The organism is Serratia sp. JSRIV001 (assembly GCF_019968745.1).
GTDB classification, from domain to species: Bacteria; Pseudomonadota; Gammaproteobacteria; order Enterobacterales; family Enterobacteriaceae; genus Chania; species Chania fonticola_B.
Genome location: NZ_CP074147.1, coordinates 253,053 through 270,681 on the forward strand (window position 1 = coordinate 253,053; position 17,629 = coordinate 270,681).

At 57.3% G+C, this 17,629-nt stretch carries 16 protein-coding genes; 9 read left to right on the forward strand and 7 right to left on the reverse strand.

Annotated features, from left to right (window positions below):
• Nucleotides 1-48 precede the first annotated feature (48 nt).
• Both KGP17_RS01070 and KGP17_RS01075 read right to left on the reverse strand, forming a co-directional pair.
• Nucleotides 49-2,385, reverse strand: coding sequence for a zinc/cadmium/mercury/lead-transporting ATPase (locus tag KGP17_RS01070; protein ID WP_223498712.1), 2,337 nt, complete (start codon nt 2,383-2,385; stop codon nt 49-51).
• A gap of 142 nt (nt 2,386-2,527) precedes the next feature.
• Complete coding sequence (locus tag KGP17_RS01075; protein ID WP_021181510.1) at nt 2,528-3,154, reverse strand: lysoplasmalogenase; 627 nt, start codon at nt 3,152-3,154, stop codon at nt 2,528-2,530.
• Between the two features lie 163 nt (nt 3,155-3,317).
• On the opposite strand from KGP17_RS01075, the gene KGP17_RS01080 reads away from it, so the two are divergent.
• A complete protein-coding gene (locus KGP17_RS01080; protein ID WP_021181509.1) occupies nt 3,318-3,677 on the forward strand; it encodes a DUF2500 domain-containing protein in 360 nt (119 codons plus the stop codon).
• A 29-nt stretch (nt 3,678-3,706) separates the two neighbouring features.
• Here the strand turns inward: KGP17_RS01080 and KGP17_RS01085 are convergent, their stop codons facing one another.
• Together KGP17_RS01085 and rsmD are read right to left on the reverse strand one after the other, a co-directional pair.
• The gene (locus tag KGP17_RS01085) at nt 3,707-3,979 is read right to left on the reverse strand and encodes a DUF1145 family protein (RefSeq protein WP_021181508.1); all 273 of its coding nucleotides are present in this window, start codon (nt 3,977-3,979) and stop codon (nt 3,707-3,709) included.
• Complete coding sequence (gene rsmD / locus KGP17_RS01090; protein WP_021181507.1) at nt 3,969-4,592, reverse strand: 16S rRNA (guanine(966)-N(2))-methyltransferase; 624 nt, start codon at nt 4,590-4,592, stop codon at nt 3,969-3,971. Before rsmD ends, KGP17_RS01085 begins: the two co-directional genes overlap by 11 nt.
• 209 nt (nt 4,593-4,801) lie before the next feature.
• Between rsmD and ftsY the strand changes: the two genes are divergently transcribed.
• From ftsY to rpoH, 4 genes are all read left to right on the forward strand, one after another.
• Nucleotides 4,802-6,403, forward strand: a complete 1,602-nt coding sequence (ftsY, locus tag KGP17_RS01095; protein ID WP_223498713.1) for a signal recognition particle-docking protein FtsY — start codon at nt 4,802-4,804, stop codon at nt 6,401-6,403.
• A gap of 5 nt (nt 6,404-6,408) precedes the next feature.
• Nucleotides 6,409-7,080: a cell division ATP-binding protein FtsE gene (gene ftsE, locus KGP17_RS01100; protein ID WP_021181505.1), complete on the forward strand. Its 672-nt coding sequence runs from the start codon at nt 6,409-6,411 to the stop codon at nt 7,078-7,080.
• Nucleotides 7,070-8,023 (forward strand): permease-like cell division protein FtsX, encoded by a 954-nt coding sequence (gene ftsX / locus KGP17_RS01105; protein WP_021181504.1) that lies wholly within the window; start codon nt 7,070-7,072, stop codon nt 8,021-8,023. Before ftsE ends, ftsX begins: the two co-directional genes overlap by 11 nt.
• Nucleotides 8,024-8,337: 314 nt before the next feature.
• Nucleotides 8,338-9,195, forward strand: a complete 858-nt coding sequence (gene rpoH, locus KGP17_RS01110; protein WP_223498714.1) for an RNA polymerase sigma factor RpoH — start codon at nt 8,338-8,340, stop codon at nt 9,193-9,195.
• 58 nt (nt 9,196-9,253) lie between these two features.
• Here the strand turns inward: rpoH and KGP17_RS01115 are convergent, their stop codons facing one another.
• The 3 genes from KGP17_RS01115 to panM are packed head-to-tail and all read right to left on the reverse strand — an operon-like array spanning nt 9,254 to nt 12,928.
• Nucleotides 9,254-11,335, reverse strand: a complete 2,082-nt coding sequence (locus tag KGP17_RS01115) for a hypothetical protein (protein ID WP_223498715.1) — start codon at nt 11,333-11,335, stop codon at nt 9,254-9,256.
• On the reverse strand, nt 11,322-12,539 hold the full coding sequence (locus KGP17_RS01120; RefSeq protein ID WP_223498716.1) for a DUF3142 domain-containing protein: 1,218 nt from the start codon (nt 12,537-12,539) through the stop codon (nt 11,322-11,324). The genes KGP17_RS01115 and KGP17_RS01120 overlap by 14 nt, the downstream gene beginning before the upstream one ends.
• Entirely contained in the window at nt 12,536-12,928 is a 393-nt protein-coding gene (gene panM, locus KGP17_RS01125) for an aspartate 1-decarboxylase autocleavage activator PanM (protein ID WP_223498717.1), read from the reverse strand. Before panM ends, KGP17_RS01120 begins: the two co-directional genes overlap by 4 nt.
• A gap of 463 nt (nt 12,929-13,391) precedes the next feature.
• On the opposite strand from panM, the gene KGP17_RS01130 reads away from it, so the two are divergent.
• The 4 genes from KGP17_RS01130 to livG all read left to right on the forward strand — a co-directional run bounded on the left by KGP17_RS01130 (nt 13,392) and on the right by livG (nt 17,626).
• Entirely contained in the window at nt 13,392-14,507 is a 1,116-nt protein-coding gene (locus tag KGP17_RS01130) for a branched-chain amino acid ABC transporter substrate-binding protein (protein ID WP_037376583.1), read from the forward strand.
• 148 nt (nt 14,508-14,655) lie between these two features.
• On the forward strand, nt 14,656-15,582 hold the full coding sequence (gene livH / locus KGP17_RS01135) for a high-affinity branched-chain amino acid ABC transporter permease LivH (RefSeq protein WP_021181499.1): 927 nt from the start codon (nt 14,656-14,658) through the stop codon (nt 15,580-15,582).
• On the forward strand, nt 15,579-16,862 hold the full coding sequence (locus tag KGP17_RS01140; protein ID WP_223498718.1) for a high-affinity branched-chain amino acid ABC transporter permease LivM: 1,284 nt from the start codon (nt 15,579-15,581) through the stop codon (nt 16,860-16,862). The genes livH and KGP17_RS01140 overlap by 4 nt, the downstream gene beginning before the upstream one ends.
• Nucleotides 16,859-17,626, forward strand: coding sequence for a high-affinity branched-chain amino acid ABC transporter ATP-binding protein LivG (gene livG, locus KGP17_RS01145; protein WP_025120109.1), 768 nt, complete (start codon nt 16,859-16,861; stop codon nt 17,624-17,626). Before KGP17_RS01140 ends, livG begins: the two co-directional genes overlap by 4 nt.
• Nucleotides 17,627-17,629: the final 3 nt, after the last annotated feature.

The following is a 17,629-nucleotide window of genomic DNA, read 5'->3' on the forward strand; positions in this document are numbered from 1 at the left end:
CCTTTGGCTGTCAGGCCCATTTCCATAACGGGCCTGACAGATGTTCTACTATGTACGTTTCTTCAGCAGCCGTAAGGCGTTGGCGGTCACCAGCGCGGTTGCTCCAGAGTCTGCCAATACGGCCAGCCACAGGCCAGTCATCCCCAGTAGGGTGGTGACCAGGAAAATCGCTTTCAGCCCAAGCGCAATGGTAATGTTCTGGCGAATATTAGCGTGGGTAGCGCGGGAGATGCGGATCATCTCGGCAACGCCGGTCAACCGGTTGTGTGTCAGCGCGGCATCCGCCGTTTCCAATGCCACGTCGGTACCGCTCCCCATCGCAATGCCAATGCTGGCGGCCTTCATCGCCGGGGCATCGTTGATACCGTCGCCGATCATGGCGGTAGGTTGCAACTTGCTCAGCTCGGTTACCGCGTTCACTTTGTCTTCCGGCATTAACCCGGCGCGGTAATCGATCCCCAATTCATTGGCAATGGCGGCCGCAGCGCGCGGGTTATCACCTGTGAGCATCACGCCACGAACGCCTAATTGCGTCAACTCGGCAATCGCCTGTTTAGCGTCGCTACGCAAGGTGTCACGCAACGCCAGCAAACCGATAGGCTGCCCGTCCTCTAGCACCACCACTGCGGTTTTACCCGCCGTTTCCAGCGTCTCTACCTGGCTGCGCCATTCGCTGCTCAACTGGTTTTCCGTCAACTTGCCCGGTGCGCTGATCAGGATAGTTTTACCGTCAACCTTCCCTTCAACCCCGATACCCGCCAGAGCCCGGCGGCCTTCGGCCAGTGGCAATGCAGTCCCGTTCTCCGCTGCGCGCTTGACGATCGCCTGTGCCAGTGGATGATGTGAGCCCGTCTCGACAGCCGCTGCAATGGCCAGCAGTTGCTGTTCGCTGAGGCCGTCTGCAGGCAGCACGTCGGTCACCGTCGGTTTGCCTTCGGTCAGCGTACCGGTTTTGTCGAACGCGATGGTTTGCACTTGGCCCAATTGTTCTAATGCCGCACCACCTTTAATCAGCGCGCCACGGCGCGTGGCCGCCGCAAGGCCAGAGGTGATGGCCGCTGGCGTGGAGATGACCAAGGCACACGGACAACCGATCAGCAGCAAGGTCAGACCCCGATAGATCCACATCTCCCAAGGCTCGGCAAACAGCAGCGGTGGCACCAGGATCACCGCCACGGCCAGCAGCATGATCGCCGGAGTGTAGTAACGGCTGAAGCGATCGAGGAAGCGCTCAATCGGTGCGCGGCGCTCTTCGGCCTCTTCAATCAGCTGCAGGATACGGTCGATGGCATTTTTACCCGGCTCGGAAGTGACCTTCATCTGCGCGGCCTGATCGACGGACAGGCTGCCAGCGGCCACTTTCTGACCCTGTTGGCGCTCTACCGGCACGGATTCACCGGTTAAAGCGCTTTCGTCAAAGCTGGCGAACGGGTTTAGCAACTCGGCATCGGCAGGCAAGCGGCCACCGGGCGCGATCTCTATTACGTCACCGGGGCGCAGGCTGACTACAGGCACGCGTTTACGTACGCTGCCCTGGATAAGCAGAGCATCTTCCGGCACCAGTTCCATCAACGCTTTCACGCCACGGCGTGCACGATTGGCCGCGTAGGATTCCAGCAGTTCTCCCACCATAAACAACAGCAGCACCATGGCCGCTTCGGCGGTGGCACCGATAAACAGCGCACCGATGGCGGCAACGCTCATCAAGGTTTCTATGGCAAACGGTGTGCCTGAACGGATCAGGCGCAAGGCTTTGCTGGCAATCGGCACCAGGCCGACCAAGGTGGTGGCAATAAAGGCAATTTCGCCCAGCCGTGGGTTGAAGAAGTCGAGAACCCAACTGAGCACCATCAGTGCGGAGAGCAGCAGCAGAGGGCCGTACTCACCAAACCGGGAGGTTTTGGGTTCATCGCCTATTGCCGGCGGGTTAGTCCCCAACAGGGTAAAGCCAGCCTGTTTTACCGCGTCCTGGATCCGCATGCTGACGTCGGATTGGGCATCCACCACCAGTTTTTCCGTGGCAAACAGCACGCGAGCGCTGTCGACGCCGGGGATCGACGTTACGGCATTTTCGATTTTCTTGGCACAGCTCGGGCAATCCATGCCGGTGACTTTCCAACTGAAACGCTGGCTGCCGGAAGGGGGAACGGCAGCCAGCCTGTCGCTTTCCTCATCCGGGTCGTCGGGGCCATCGCTACTGCAGCAGCTGGCACCGTGATCGTGGGCCGCGTGATGGTCATGGGCAGCGGTTGCTCCCACCGGGGTTTTTTCATTGCTACAGCCATGCTGGGTTTTGGCGTGGTCATGACTACAGCCGCAGCCGTGATCGTGATTATGTTCTTGATGCTGATGCTCTTGGTGATTATGTGGTTTATGAGTCTGCATAGCGCCCCCTTCAGGCAATCCAATATCCTCTCAACAAGCACTCTACACCTTGGAGCTGGCTCCAGAGTCAAGTGCGATATGAGAATTATTGTTAATTGAGGGGGAGGCTACGGATCCGGTTGCCCGAATCCGTAACCTGTCATTACAGATATAGCGAGCGGACGATGAGGAAATGCCCGGAGAAGTAGCAGAAAGCGACCACGGCATCTGCCGCACGGAAGGTAAAGCGGTAGCGGTTCAGCAGCCAGACGATATTCGCCAACAGCAACAGCGAGGTACCCGCCAGCAATGAGAAGCCAAAGTCGGTACTGCGCAGGAAATATTGTTCCCCCGCCAGCCACACCATCAGCAGCGTCATAGCGACCAGCGTGGCGATCGGCCAGCGCATCTCTTCCAACCGGCTCCAGATGATGGCCAGCAGCAGTGCGCCAATCACCAGCAGCACCAGCGGCAAAGGCCAGAACAGGCTGAAGGTCATCTGGCTGGCAAAGCTCAGGGTATACAGCAGGTGTGAGAGGAAGAAAGCACCGATGGCGTACAGCACCCGCTCGCGCGGCAGCAGTAACAAGGCATCACCCGCCAGCGTAGCCAACAGGCCCAAAACGATCAGGTAACCCGCAGGGCCCAATACCGGAGCCTGCCAGGCCAATAACAGCAACAGCAGTAAGGTGACTGGTTTAAATACCCAGCGTTGCCAGCGCGGGCCGCGATAGGAGGCATCAACGAACAACCAACCGGAAAAAAATACGGCAAGGAACGGCCAACTCATATGTCTTCCTTATTTATTATGGGAGCCGGGATAACCAACTCCAGGTTGTCACTTTCTCAGTGTAAGCAGCGCGCGTGGGTTCGACAATGCTTTCTTCCGAATGCTATGTTTACGCGGTTTTAGGCGTGAATGAAATCCGCCGGATAAAAGAGGAAAACCGTCAATGAGTAAGCCACCGTTGTTCTTTGTTGCCGTGATCGCGCTGATCGCGGTGCTGGCGACCCGCCAATACCTCAACAAACGCCGCCAGGATGCGGATAATGACCGCCAGCCGGTGCGTACATTGCAGGTGGAAGTCAGCGCCAAGCGGGAGTTCCCCTCGCCGAATCGTCGTTCGCGGCAGCGGGAAAATATCGTGGTGGAAGATATGCGTTACGAAGTGTACTTCCGTCCGTTGACGGGCGGCAGCGAGATCAAAATACCGTTGCCGCAGCAGCAATATAATCAGATAGATAAAGGCGCTCAGGGCACGCTGAGCCTGCAGGGCACCCGCTTTATCTCCTTCACGGCGCAGAAATCGTAGGGGCGCCGCATGCTGCGCCCGCTAAAAGGCTATTTTTTCTTCAGCGGCGGCTGTTTTTTCTGCCAGTCCAACAGCTCAAACACGCCAAAAATAAAGATCTTGGTTTCCAGCCAGCGGCTGATGGGCTGGTCTTTCGGCTGGGTGGATTTCAGTAGCACCAGCTGTAGCCCGTGCATCACCACCATAAAGAACAAGGCTACGTTGATGAAGTAGGTCAACGGCTTGGGATACGGGTGAAACAGGTTGGTGAGCAGAAAGCCCCATACGCACAGCATCAGCAGACGGCCCAGGTTAATCAGCATGTTCGGTTTTCTCTTCAAGGGTACGGAGGTAAAGACGATAGGCTACCTGGCCGGCGACCTTCTCGCGGTGCAGTGTCCAGGTCGCAGGAACATCGGTGGCGGCGCTTTCGGCTTCGGCCTCGACGTAAATCCAGGCCTCGTTCGCTAACCAACCCTGTTGTTCCAGCAGCGTGACGGTATCGGCCAGCAACCCTTTGCGGAACGGGGGATCGAGAAACACCACGTCAAAAGGTTGCCCGTTACCTGCCAGCCAGGTCAAAGCGTTGGTATTCACCACGCTGCCATTGCCTTGCAACAGCGCCAGGTTTTTCCCCAGCTGTTGGGCTACTGGCCGCTCGTATTCCAGCAGCGTGGCGCTTTCGGCATAGCGCGATAAGGCTTCCAATCCCAACGCACCGCTACCCGCGAAGCAGTCCAGACAGCGAGCCCCACGGATCACCGGGGCTAACCAGTTGAACAAGGTTTCGCGTACGCGGTCGGTGGTTGGCCGTAGCCCCTCACTGTTGGGCACCGGCAGTTTGCGCCCGCGCCATTGGCCGCCGATGATGCGGATCTGGCCAGCGGAGGCCGTCTGCGGTTTTTTGAGCGCGCCGCGCGGTGGTTGTTTTGCCATAAAGAGTCTTAATCAGTTGCGAAGTTAACGAAAAGTTACCGCCATTCTATACCGGATTGCGGATAAGTTGCAGCCTGGAGGCGGTGAGAGCGTTAAAACTACCGCGATGAAAGCATTGCCGATGCGTGTTGCTGTGCCAGGGAAAGTGATAGACTCGGCGAATTAATTTTTCGCATTTGCAAGCCATTGGTACGGAGTAGGGTCAGAACATGGCAAAAGATAAAAAACGTGGGTTTTTCTCCTGGCTGGGCTTCGGCCAGAAGGAAGAAGAGCAGCAACAACCTGAATCTGCCGTAGAACAGGCGGAACAGCAGGCCGCAGAAACCCCGGCTGCCCCCAAACTGGACGATAAGCTTCCTACCCAGGGATCTGCTCCAGCCGCCACCAAAGATACTCCAGGGGAGTGGGATAGCAGCCTGAGCGGCGAGCCTATCACCGAAAATATCCTGCCGCTGGACGAACACCATGCTGAGCCGGTGGCGATCGAAGAAGTCACCGTAGCGCAACAGCCTGAGGCTCAAGTAGAAGAGCCCGAGCTGATTGAAGCGCCTGCTGAAATTATCGAACCTGAGCCAGAGGTGGTTGAGGCAGTAATCGAAGTGCCTGCTGAAATTATCGAACCTGAGCCAGAGGTGGTTGAAGCGGTAATCGAAGCGCCTGCTGAAATTATCGAACCTGAGCCAGAGGTGGTTGAAGCGGTAATCGAAGTGCCTGCTGAAATTATCGAACCTGAGCCTGAGGTGATTGAAGCGGTAATCGAAGTGCCTGCTGAAAATATCGAACCTGAGCCAGAGGTGATTGAAGAGGTTATCGAGCCTGAGCTGGATGCGGAACCCGAACAGCCTGAGCTGCTGGCTCCGGCGGTAACGCAAGAGCAAGAGCGCCCGAGCAAAGAAGGCTTCTTCGCGCGCCTTAAACGCAGCCTGCTGAAAACCAAACAGAATCTGGGTTCCGGCTTTATCGGCCTGTTCCGTGGCAAGAAGATCGACGACGATTTGTTCGAAGAGCTGGAAGAACAGCTGTTAATCGCCGACGTAGGCGTAGAAACCACTCGTAAAATCATTGAGTCTCTTACTCTGCACGCCAGCCGTAAGCAATTGAAAGATGCCGAATCGCTGTATGGCAAACTGAAAGAAGAGATGGCGGAAATTCTCGCCAAGGTGGATCAGCCACTGGATGTCGGTGGCAAAACGCCATTCGTGATCTTGATGGTTGGCGTCAACGGCGTGGGTAAAACCACCACCATCGGCAAGCTGGCGCGTCAGTTCCAGGCCGAAGGTAAATCGGTGATGCTGGCCGCGGGCGACACCTTCCGCGCCGCTGCAGTAGAACAGTTGCAGGTCTGGGGCGAACGTAACCGCATTCCGGTCATCGCTCAGCATACCGGTGCCGATTCCGCTTCGGTGATCTTCGACGCGGTGCAGGCGGCTAAAGCCCGTAATATCGATGTGCTGATCGCCGACACCGCCGGTCGCCTGCAGAACAAGGCGCACCTGATGGAAGAGCTGAAGAAGATCGTGCGGGTGATGAAAAAACTGGACGAGCAGGCCCCCCATGAGGTTATGCTGACTCTGGATGCCAGCACCGGACAAAATGCGGTTAACCAGGCGAAATTATTTAATGAAGCCGTGGGCCTGACCGGCATAACGCTGACTAAACTGGACGGTACCGCCAAAGGCGGGGTGATTTTCTCTATCGCCGATCAGTTTACTATCCCGATCCGTTACATCGGCGTTGGTGAAGGCATCGAAGATTTGCGGCCGTTTAAGGCTGATGACTTTATTGAGGCACTTTTTGCCCGAGAGGATTGATACGGATGATTCGCTTTGAACAGGTCAGTAAAGCTTATCTGGGCGGACGGCAAGCCCTGCAGGGGGTAGATTTTCATCTGCGTCCGGCGGAGATGGCGTTTCTGACCGGCCATTCCGGCGCGGGGAAAAGTACCCTGCTGAAACTGATTTGTGGGATTGAGCGGCCAAGCGCCGGTCATATCTGGTTTGGCGGGCATGACATCAGCCGGTTGAAAAACCGCGAGGTGCCTTTCCTGCGCCGCCAGATCGGCATGATTTTTCAGGATCACCATCTGCTGCTGGATCGTACGGTGTATGACAACGTGGCGATGCCGCTGGTCATCGCCGGAGCCAGTACCGAAGATATCCGTCGCCGCGTTTCGGCTGCGCTGGACAAGGTCGGGCTGCTGGATAAAGCGAAGAACTTCCCCATTCAGCTTTCCGGTGGTGAGCAGCAACGCGTTGGCATTGCCCGCGCGGTGGTGAACAAGCCAGCGGTGCTGTTGGCGGATGAACCGACCGGTAACCTGGACGACGCCCTGTCGGAAGGGATCCTGCGCCTGTTTGAAGAATTTAACCGCGTTGGGGTGACGGTGCTGATGGCAACCCACGACACCGGGCTGATCGCCCGGCGCAATTACCGCATCCTGACGCTGAGCCAGGGCCGTATGGTAGGGGGGGCACAGCATGGCGAATAATGCAAAAACCGCCAAGAGCAAGGCATTGCGCGGTGGCTGGCGTGAGCAGTGGCGCTATGCCTGGATGAACGCCATTGCCGATATGCTGCGCCAACCGCTGGCAACGCTGCTGACCGTGATGGTCATCGCCATCTCCCTGACGCTGCCGAGCGTTTGTTACATCGTCTGGAAAAACGTCAGTACCGCTGCGACACAGTGGTACCCAACGCCACAGCTGACGGTGTATCTGGATAAATCTCTCGACGATGACGCGGCGGTCAAAGTGCTGGATGCCATCAAGGCCGAGGCCGGGGTGGAGAAGGTGAACTACCTGTCGCGTGAAGAGGCGCGGGGCGAGTTCCGCAACTGGTCTGGTTTTGGTGGCGCGCTGGATATGCTGGAAGAAAACCCGCTGCCAGCCGTGGCGATTGTCACGCCGCAGATGAGTTTCCAGAGTTCCGATACGCTCACCACCCTGCGCGATCGCGTGGCGGCGGTGCAGGGCGTGGATGAAGTCAGGATGGACGACAGCTGGTTTGCCCGCCTGGCGGCGCTGACCGGGTTGGTGGGCCAGGTGGCCTTGATGATCGGCATACTGATGGTGGTGGCGGTGTTCCTGGTGATTGGTAACAGCGTGCGTCTGAGCATCTTCAGCCGTCGCGATACCATCAACGTGATGAAGCTGATCGGTGCCACCGACGGCTTTATCCTGCGGCCATTCCTCAACGGTGGTGCAATGCTCGGCTTCTTCGGCGCGCTGCTGTCGCTGGCCCTGTCTGGCGCGCTGGTGTGGAAGCTGGAGTCGGTAGTGACCAACGTGGCGAAGGTGTTTGGCACCACCTTTACCCTGCATGGCCTGGGTTGGGATGAGGCGCTGTTGCTGCTGCTGATCTCGGCGATGATCGGCTGGATTGCCGCCTGGTTGGCCACCGTGCAACATTTACGCCGATTTACACCACAATAGTGAATTTTTGGTATACTCTTCTCCTGCTGCGGCCCGGTTGCCGTGCTGCGGGAGAAGAGCTGCCAGACCTCAACATCTCCGATCTCTTCTCAAACGCACAAATTCCCAATCAACCTGAGCTTGCATGACGTATTGTCGTGTGCACTGTGTGTGAAAAACGGTGAACTTTTGGGGTTGAGCACGGTCCAAATCTGCAGCAAATGTTTAGGTGCCCGGCGTGTGGACCCGCTTTTGCAACAGCAACTGCCGCAAGATCAATAGCTCCCCGCCGTGAAATCACCTGCATGACCAGTTTTATCAAGAGAGGGTTTTGAATGACCAAAGAAATGCGCACTTTAGCCTTAGTCCCACAGGGCAGCTTGGAAGCCTACCTGCGGGCAGCCAACACCTATCCGATGCTGACGGCAGAGGAAGAGCGGGAACTGGCTGAACGGCTGCATTATCAGGGCGATCTGGAAGCAGCTAAGCAGCTCATCCTGTCTCACCTGCGCTTTGTCGCTCATATTGCCCGTAACTATTCAGGGTACGGTTTGCCGGTGGCAGATCTTATCCAGGAAGGTAATATCGGCCTGATGAAGGCCGTGCGTCGCTTCAACCCAGAGGTTGGCGTACGTCTGGTGTCCTTTGCGGTGCATTGGATCAAGGCAGAAATTCACGAATACGTGCTGCGTAACTGGCGTATCGTCAAAGTGGCGACCACCAAGGCACAGCGCAAGCTGTTCTTCAACCTGCGTAAAACCAAGCAGCGTCTGGGCTGGTTCAACCAAGATGAAGTGGAGCTGGTCGCGCGCGAGCTGGGTGTCACCAGCAAAGACGTGCGTGAGATGGAGTCGCGTATGGCGGCACAGGACATGACCTTTGACCCAACGCCGGAAGACGAAAGGCGTGACGGCCATGCCATGGCCCCAATGCTCTATCTGCAGGATAAAAGCTCGGACTTTGCCGAAGGGATCGAAGAAGATAACTGGGAAAGCAACGCCGCAGACAAACTGGCCTACGCGCTGGAAGGTCTGGACGAGCGCAGCCAGCATATCATTCGCGCCCGCTGGTTGGACGACGACAACAAGTCCACCCTGCAAGAGCTGGCCGATCAGTACGGCGTTTCTGCCGAGCGTGTGCGTCAGCTGGAAAAGAACGCCATGAAGAAACTGAAGATGGCGATCGAAGCCTGATACCGATAGCGCTTAACGCTCGAAAAGCCCGGCTTGCCGGGCTTTTCTGTTTTTGTAGTTAGTTGGCTGCGGGATCAAACTCCGGTGCCGGGCAGTCATAGCCAAATTTGGTACCCCACTCAAACTGGGTGCCATTCTTGATATAACGCTGATACAGCGCGCGGCCGGTTTTGGCGTCGCGGGCTATCACCCAACCAGCGGCATTACACAGCACGGCAGCGTAGGCCTGGCTTTTCGGCGGTAGCAGGTCGGCGGCCTTTTGCGCCAGATCCACCGCCTGCCAGCGGTAATGCAGGAAACGGTTATCTGCATCTGGCAACGATTTCTTGGCCCGTGCCGCTTCCGCCGCGCTGATCCAACTCTTGTCTTTGCTATCCTTGGTGTTGAACGCATCCCCCAGATAGGAATACCCCGCGCCATAAATATTATAATCCGGCGTCATTTCATAGCCGGTGAAATCCAACCCCTGCGAGCGCAACAGCGCCGCCGCCTGATAGTAGCTTTTGGCGCGTGTGTTCTTATCTGCCGATTTATCCTTCGCCGCTTTCATCAGGTTGGCAAAGTCCTGCGCCGCTTGGCGGTAGTTTGGAATGGCAAAGTAGTTCACCGCTTCCTCATAGCGGCCTACGCGCATCATGCGCCGTGCCAGCAATTCACGCAGTTGAACCTCTTGGGTGATCCGCTCGCCATTGTATTCATCGGGTTTGACCGGCTTGAGTGGCGTGGTGGGGGCTGGCGCATGCTTATCCACAAAGCCTTTCAGCTCATCGACCGTTAGCACCCGCTCGGCGATATCCGCCACGTCTGCCCAGTAGTTTTCTTTGCCGCGATACATCAGGTCCATCGCTTGCAGATAGTCGCCTCGGTTCAGTGCCAGAATGGCCTGCTCGCCGGCAACTCGGCAATCCGGCACGATCATTTCGGCTGCGAAGTCTTCGTTACGCTGCTCCCCCCAGCTTTCATCGGTAGGGAATGCGGCTGCGGCTTTGGCATAGGCGGCGGTTGCGGCTTTCACATCACCCTCACGCAGGGCCATTTTGGCACGTAACCACCAGGCTAAACCGCCATCTCCCGCATTTTTCAGCAGGTTGGCCGCCATGGCATATTGCCCGGAACGATAGGCCAGCGCCGCCAGCCGGTCGCTACCGGTGAAACCGCTTTTAACCGAGTCATTGAGCAACGTCAGGGTCTGATCGACAAGCTGCTTGGCGCTGGTCTCGCCGTTAATGATACCGGACATCTCCAGATTACTGCTGCGGGCGAACAGCTCAATGGTGACCAATTGCTGCACCAACGGATCGTGAATAGCCTGTTTTAACGCCTCTACATGCTGCGGGTTGATCAGATAGGAGGAGATATATTGCAGCGAGAGACCGCCATCGGGATCGCCTTGGGCGGCCTGCTGAGCATATAGCTGTGCTGCCGGAGCGATTTCCCCGAGCCACAAATGAATACGTGCTTGTTGGCCCAGGCTACTCAGTGCCAGTTGATCGGGATCGGCGGTGCCACTTTTCACCTGGTCGATCACCTGTTGGAAGGCAGCCAAGGCCTGCTCAAGTTGCGCTTTCTCCGGATGTTTCACCACCGGCTCGCTACCGGATTCACTTTCCGGCGTGCCATGATCGTCCATCAGCAGGCGGCCGAGCGAGTATTGCGCCCGTAACCCCCATGCTTCCTGCTCGGCGGCTGGCAACGCCAACACCTGCTGGAAATATTGCGACGCCCGCGGATCTTTTGCGGCAAAGGCGACCGCCCCCAGCGTATATAAGCGCGCGGCATTAGATAGCCCTTGCGCATTCACCGCGTCGGCTTCTTCAACGGTGTGGGTAGCACGCATCTGGCTAATGGCCTGCTGTGCGGGTGAAAGCGGCATCGGTTTTGGCGGTGTCACCGGGGCCATGGGCGGAGCCTGCCAGCGTGGCAGCTGTGGGTCTACCGGTACCAGACGGGTGGCTTCGAAAGCGAAGTTGCCCTCAGGCATATACAGCAGGGTGCCGTTGCGGTTAACCAGCAGGCGGTTGGGGAAGTCTGGCCCACAGGCTTGGCCGCTCAGCGGCACCATCAATGCTGCAGCGATCAGTGATGCTAACGGGAGCGCACGGCGACGGTGCCCTGCAGTGTGCAAATCAAGGTATGACATGGGTGCCTCCTGGCGTGATCTGTTGGCAGCGTAGCCAGCCCAAGGGGCGTGATTGCCCTGCTCGGAGCTGATCGCCGCTAATGCGGATAAAGCGTTGGGGGTCCGATGGCGTTGCCAACTGGTAATGACCTACCGCGTCGGCGGCCAGGCAACCTTCGGCCTGAATGTGGATCTCACGCGGTAACGGAGCATCCACCGGACCCTGATTCTCAATCATCAAATCATACAGCCCATTTTGCTGTGGCTGCGGCAAAAATTTAACCTGCCAGTGGGTGAGCAATGGCTGGTGCTGGATCACCGCCCGTAGCGTCGCCATCGACCAGGCGCGGCGATCGTTTTCCAGCGGCAGGCGGAACCAGATAATGCCGCGCAGACGTGGCAGTGGGCGTTGTGCGAGCTGCTGCAAGAAATCGGCAACCTGCTGCGGTGCCACGGTCAGTTCCTGGACCTTGCCCGCCACGCGCTGCGAGGCTTCGCTCTCAACCAGAGCCCCCTGTGCATCGAACCCTAGCAGAGCCATGCCGTAGGCTGGCAAGGCAATACGGAAGGGTTTAGGGCTAAGGCGAGCGTACTGGCGTGTCCACTCCTGCGCCAACCGGCCGTCGAATAAACCTTGGGTGGGGGAGAGCACCGCATGTACCTGAAGCACCGAGCTGTCTACCTGTTGCAGTACGCCGGGCAGCGCTGGGGATCCGATCCAGGCGGGCAGGGCGGTGATGCCTAGCTGTAATGAAGAGGGCAGCCGTTGGCGCAGTTGGTGCAGAAATTGTTGATATTTGGGCAGCCGTACGGTGGCGGCGTCATGGTCGATCTCCACACCAATCACCGGTAAACCAGCCGCCTGCCAGCGTTGCAGCTGTTGTTGCAGACGTGCATAGATGGTGGCCTCATCCAACTGCATCAATTGCCCGTCTATCCGCACTACCAACCATAGCGGGCGGCCATCTTGTTTCAGCATGGCGGTATTGACCGTGATGTCCCGGAAACCCTCACGGGGATGCACCTGCAGACCCAACACGCGCAGGGTAGTAAACAGGTCACGGCTGGCAGCCAGCGCCTCGGCATGCTGAGGTGTCCACACCCTTTGCCAAACGTAGGCCTGCTGATCCCAAGGTTGATGAAGATTCATGGCCTGGTAGCGCCCTACAAACCAGGCCATGACGGCGAGCAGCATAATGACGATCAGAGCTAGCCAACGTTTCATTTTTGCCAGCAATCGGCCTGAGCCTTGAATCCGCAGGCACGCATAAAGTTGCCGACTTCGCCACGTTCACGTGCGGCCAACCCGGTAGTATCCAGTTGCCAATGTTGCACCTGTGGCAATTGGCGTTGGGCATCTTCCATCAGATACAGCCCCACGCCACGGCGGCGTGTCACTTCGCGCACCAGCAGGTCGTGCAATTGAGCTCTCTGGCCCGCTATCTCGATTTTTACCGCCCCCAGCAGCCGCTCGTTAAAGCGGGCGGCAAACAGTGCTTTCCCCTCCTCCAGCCAGCTTAGCCACTGCTCAGGCTGTTGATGTGGCCAGATTTTACCAAGGTCGATAAGGTCTTGAGGGGACAAACTGGTCAAGCGTTCAATGGTCAGTTTCATGCCGGATTTCCGCACCGATAAGGGATGCCGACAGTGTAATGGATCTTGCACAGCGCGTTGTGTAAGTTTTTCTATACGAGGTCTGCGCGAAATGTTTTTTGCTGCTGGCATTTTCCGAGTAAACGGTTAGTTAATGGCGTGTTAACCAGCACATCGCGCTGTTCCTTGCGCTAAACGGCGCAGATTTAATCCGGATTTTATGCTGTTTACACCGCTTGTTTCTGACCTTGGGAGTTGCTTTGCAGAAGAAAACTCCTGTTTAATAACATGAAAAATAAAGTCTTATTAGAAAATATTGTCGCAAAGGTACCTAAATCATTATTACTTATAGATAAAAGCGATTTACCGGCGTTTTGCCAGCCACGGTCAGTTGGCTGTTACTTGCAATCTGCCGGGTAGAAACAATGATTAGGTGTGACAAATACAACAGCAACACTCACAACGACAGATGGGGAATATGCGGATGAAATTAACAAAGGGTAAAGCGCTGCTGGCCGGTTGTATCGCGATGGCTATCGGCCATGTCGCTGTGGCAAAAGACATCAAGATTGCCGTAGTGGGTGCCATGTCCGGCCCGGTAGCGCAGTATGGTGATATGGAGTTCACCGGTGCACGTCAGGCGATTGCCGATATCAACGCCAAAGGCGGTATCAAGGGCGATAAGCTGGTGGCGGTAGAGTATGACGATGCCTGTGACCCAAAACAGGCGGTAGCGGTAGCCAACAAGGTCATCAATGACGGCATTCGTTACGTGATCGGCCACCTGTGCTCTTCTTCAACCCAGCCAGCCTCCGACATCTATGAAGATGAAGGCGTGATCATGATCACCCCGGCGGCGACCAACGCCGATCTGACCACCCGTGGTTACAAGATGATCCTGCGCACCACTGGCCTGGATTCCGATCAGGGCCCAACGGCCGCCAGCTACATCCTCAACGAGATTAAACCCAAGCGCATCGCTGTAGTCCACGACAAGCAGCAATACGGTGAAGGTCTGGCGCGTTCAGTGCGTGACAGCCTGAAAAAGCAGGGGACCGATGTTGTGATGTTTGAAGGCATCACCGCTGGCGATAAAGATTTCTCTACCCTGGTCGCTCGTCTGAAGAAAGAAAACGTCGATTTCGTCTACTTCGGCGGTTACTACCCGGAGATGGGCCAGATCCTGCGTCAGGCCAAACAGGCGGGCTTGACTACCCGCTTCATGGGCCCGGAAGGTGTGGGTAACTCCTCGCTGTCCAACATTGCCGGTGCCGCGTCTGAAGGCATGCTGGTGACGCTGCCAAAACGTTACGATCAGGTGCCAGCCAACCAGCCGGTGGTCGATGCATTAAAAGCCAAGAAACTGGATCCTACAGGGCCATTTGTCTGGACCACCTATGCTGCACTGCAATCACTGGTCACCGGGATGGAGCGCAGCGGGAGCCAGGAACCGGCAGATATCGTCAAAGATCTGAAAACCGGCCAACCGGTGGCAACCGTGATGGGGCCTCTGAGCTGGGATGACAAAGGCGATCTGAAAGGCTTCGAGTTCGGGGTGTTTGAATGGCATGCCGACGGCTCATCAACGCCGATTAAATAAGCCCGTTTAAGGTGGCCTCTGCGTTTTTTGGGCGTGGAGGCCACCTTGACAGCAAAATCTACAAACCGGGAATTCCCGGCGCCTGCAACGCCAGCAGGCCGTTGGGCCGCTCTTTGTCGGCCAGTACAACACCTTAGAAGGTCAGAGTATGTCAGAGCAGTTTCTCTATTTTCTGCAGCAGATGTTCAACGGCGTGACGCTGGGCAGCACCTATGCATTGATCGCCATCGGTTACACCATGGTCTACGGCATTATCGGCATGATCAACTTCGCCCACGGCGAGGTCTATATGATCGGCAGCTATGTCTCCTTTATCGTGATCGCCGCCCTGATGATGATCGGCATCGACGTGGGTTGGCTGCTGATCGGCGCAGCGTTCCTGGTGTCGATCGTAATTGCCAGCGCCTATGGCTGGAGCATCGAGCGGGTGGCCTACAAACCGGTGCGCAACTCCAAGCGCCTGATTGCGCTGATTTCCGCCATCGGGATGTCGATATTCCTGCAAAACTACGTCAGCCTGACGCAGGGGTCGCGTGATGTGGCGCTGCCAAGCCTGGTCACCGGCCAATGGGTGCTGGGTGAGAGCAACGGCTTTGCCGCGACCATCAGCACCATGCAGCTCATCATCTGGGTCGTCACCTTCCTGGCGATGCTGGCGCTGACGATGTTTATCCGTTATTCGCGTATGGGCCGCGCTTGCCGTGCCTGTGCGGAAGATTTGAAGATGGCCAGCCTGCTGGGCATCAATACCGACCGGGTGATTTCGCTCACCTTCGTGATCGGGGCAGTGATGGCGGCAGTGGCTGGCGTGCTGCTCGGCCAGTTCTACGGCGTGATCAACCCTTACATCGGCTTTATGGCCGGGATGAAAGCCTTCACCGCGGCGGTACTGGGCGGGATTGGCAGCATTCCTGGGGCGATGATCGGCGGGCTGGTGCTGGGTGTGGCTGAAGCGCTCACCTCGGCCTATTTGAGCACCGAATACAAAGACGCGGTGTCCTTCGCCTTGCTGATTGTGGTGTTGCTGGTGATGCCAACCGGCATCCTTGGGCGTCCGGAGGTTGAGAAAGTATGAAACTCGGTCTGCTTAACGCCTGTATTGCCACGGTCGTGCTGTTTGTCATGGCCTCCTTCCTGATGGGGATGCAACTGAGCCTCGACGGTACCAAGCTGGTGGTGCACGGCGCTGCCGAAGTGCGCTGGATGTGGATTGGCATCGGTTGTGTGGTGGTGTTTTTCTTCCAACTGCTGCGTCCGCTGATGCAGCATGGGATGAAGAAAATCTCCGGCCCGGCGTTCGTCTTACCCAGCTTTGACGGCTCCACCATGCGCCAGAAGGTGCTGGCAGCGGCGATCATCATTGCCGCCGTCGTCTGGCCGTTCCTGGTGTCGCGCGGCACGGTGGATATCGCCACCCTGACGCTGATCTACGTGATGCTGGGGCTGGGCCTGAACGTGGTGGTCGGCCTTTCCGGCCTGTTGGTGCTGGGTTACGGCGGCTTTTACGCCATCGGAGCCTATACCTACGCATTGCTGAACCATTATTACGGCCTGGGATTCTGGGAAAGCCTGCCGCTGGCGGGGATTGTCACCGCCATCTTTGGCTTCCTGCTTGGTTTCCCGGTATTACGCCTGCGGGGAGACTATCTGGCGATCGTCACGCTGGGCTTTGGTGAAATCGTCCGCATCCTGCTGCTGAACAACACCGAGATTACCGGCGGGCCAAACGGCATCAGCCAGATCCCGAAACCCACCTTTTTTGGTCTGGAGTTTAACCGCAGTGCCCGCGACGGCGGCTGGGATACCTTCCATAACTTCTTTGGCCTGAAATATGATCCCAGTGACCGCATAGTGTTCCTCTACCTGGTAGCGCTGCTGCTGGTGATATTGACGCTGTTTGTGATTAACCGCCTGCTGCGCATGCCGCTGGGCCGTGCCTGGGAAGCATTGCGCGAAGATGAAATCGCCTGCCGTTCACTGGGCTTGAGCCCGACCAAAATCAAACTGACCGCCTTCACCATCAGTGCCGCCTTTGCCGGTTTTGCCGGCACGCTGTTTGCCGCACGTCAGGGGTTTGTCAGCCCGGAATCCTTCACCTTTGTGGAATCGGCCTTTGTGCTGGCGATCGTGGTGTTGGGCGGCATGGGCTCACAGTTTGCGGTGATCCTGGCGGCGATCCTGCTGGTAGTATCCCGTGAGATGATGCGCGATCTGAATGAATACAGTATGTTGCTGCTGGGGGCGCTGATGGTCTTGATGATGATTTGGCGGCCGCAGGGGCTGCTGCCGATGAAACGCCCGCAGTTGAAGCTGAAAGTGGCTGATATCCAAGCCGTGAAGGGGGAGCAGGCATGAGTACTCAACCTTTACTGGCGGTAGCCGGGCTTTCGATGCGTTTTGGTGGTTTGCTGGCGGTAAACAACGTCGCGCTGGAACTGCATCAAGGTGAGATTGTTTCGTTGATTGGCCCGAACGGCGCAGGCAAGACCACGGTGTTCAACTGCCTGACCGGGTTCTATCGCCCGACCAGTGGCACCATCAAACTGCGCGATCGCCATCTGGAAGGGCTTTCCGGCCAGACCATTGCCCGCATGGGTGTGGTGCGCACCTTCCAGCACGTGCGGCTGTTCCGCGAAATGACGGTGATTGAAAACCTGCTGGTGGCCCAACATCAGCATCTGAAAAGCGGCGTGTTTGCCGGTTTGCTGAAAACCCCGGCGTTCCGCCGTGCAGAAGCCGATGCGCTTGAGCGTGCGGCAGTGTGGCTGGAGCGTGTGGGCCTGTTGGAGATGGCTAACCGTTCGGCGGGTAATCTGGCCTATGGCCAGCAGCGTCGGCTGGAGATCGCCCGTTGCATGGTAACGCGCCCGGAACTATTGATGCTGGATGAACCGGCGGCGGGCCTGAACCCGAAAGAAACCGATGAGCTGGATCATCTGATCGTCGAGCTGCGTGACCAGCACCAGGTGTCGGTGCTGTTGATTGAGCACGATATGAAACTGGTGATGGGGATTTCCGATCGCATCTACGTGGTGAATCAGGGAACGCCGTTGGCGCAAGGCTCACCGGCAGAAATCCGCAATAACCCGGACGTGATCCGGGCCTATCTGGGCGAATAAGCA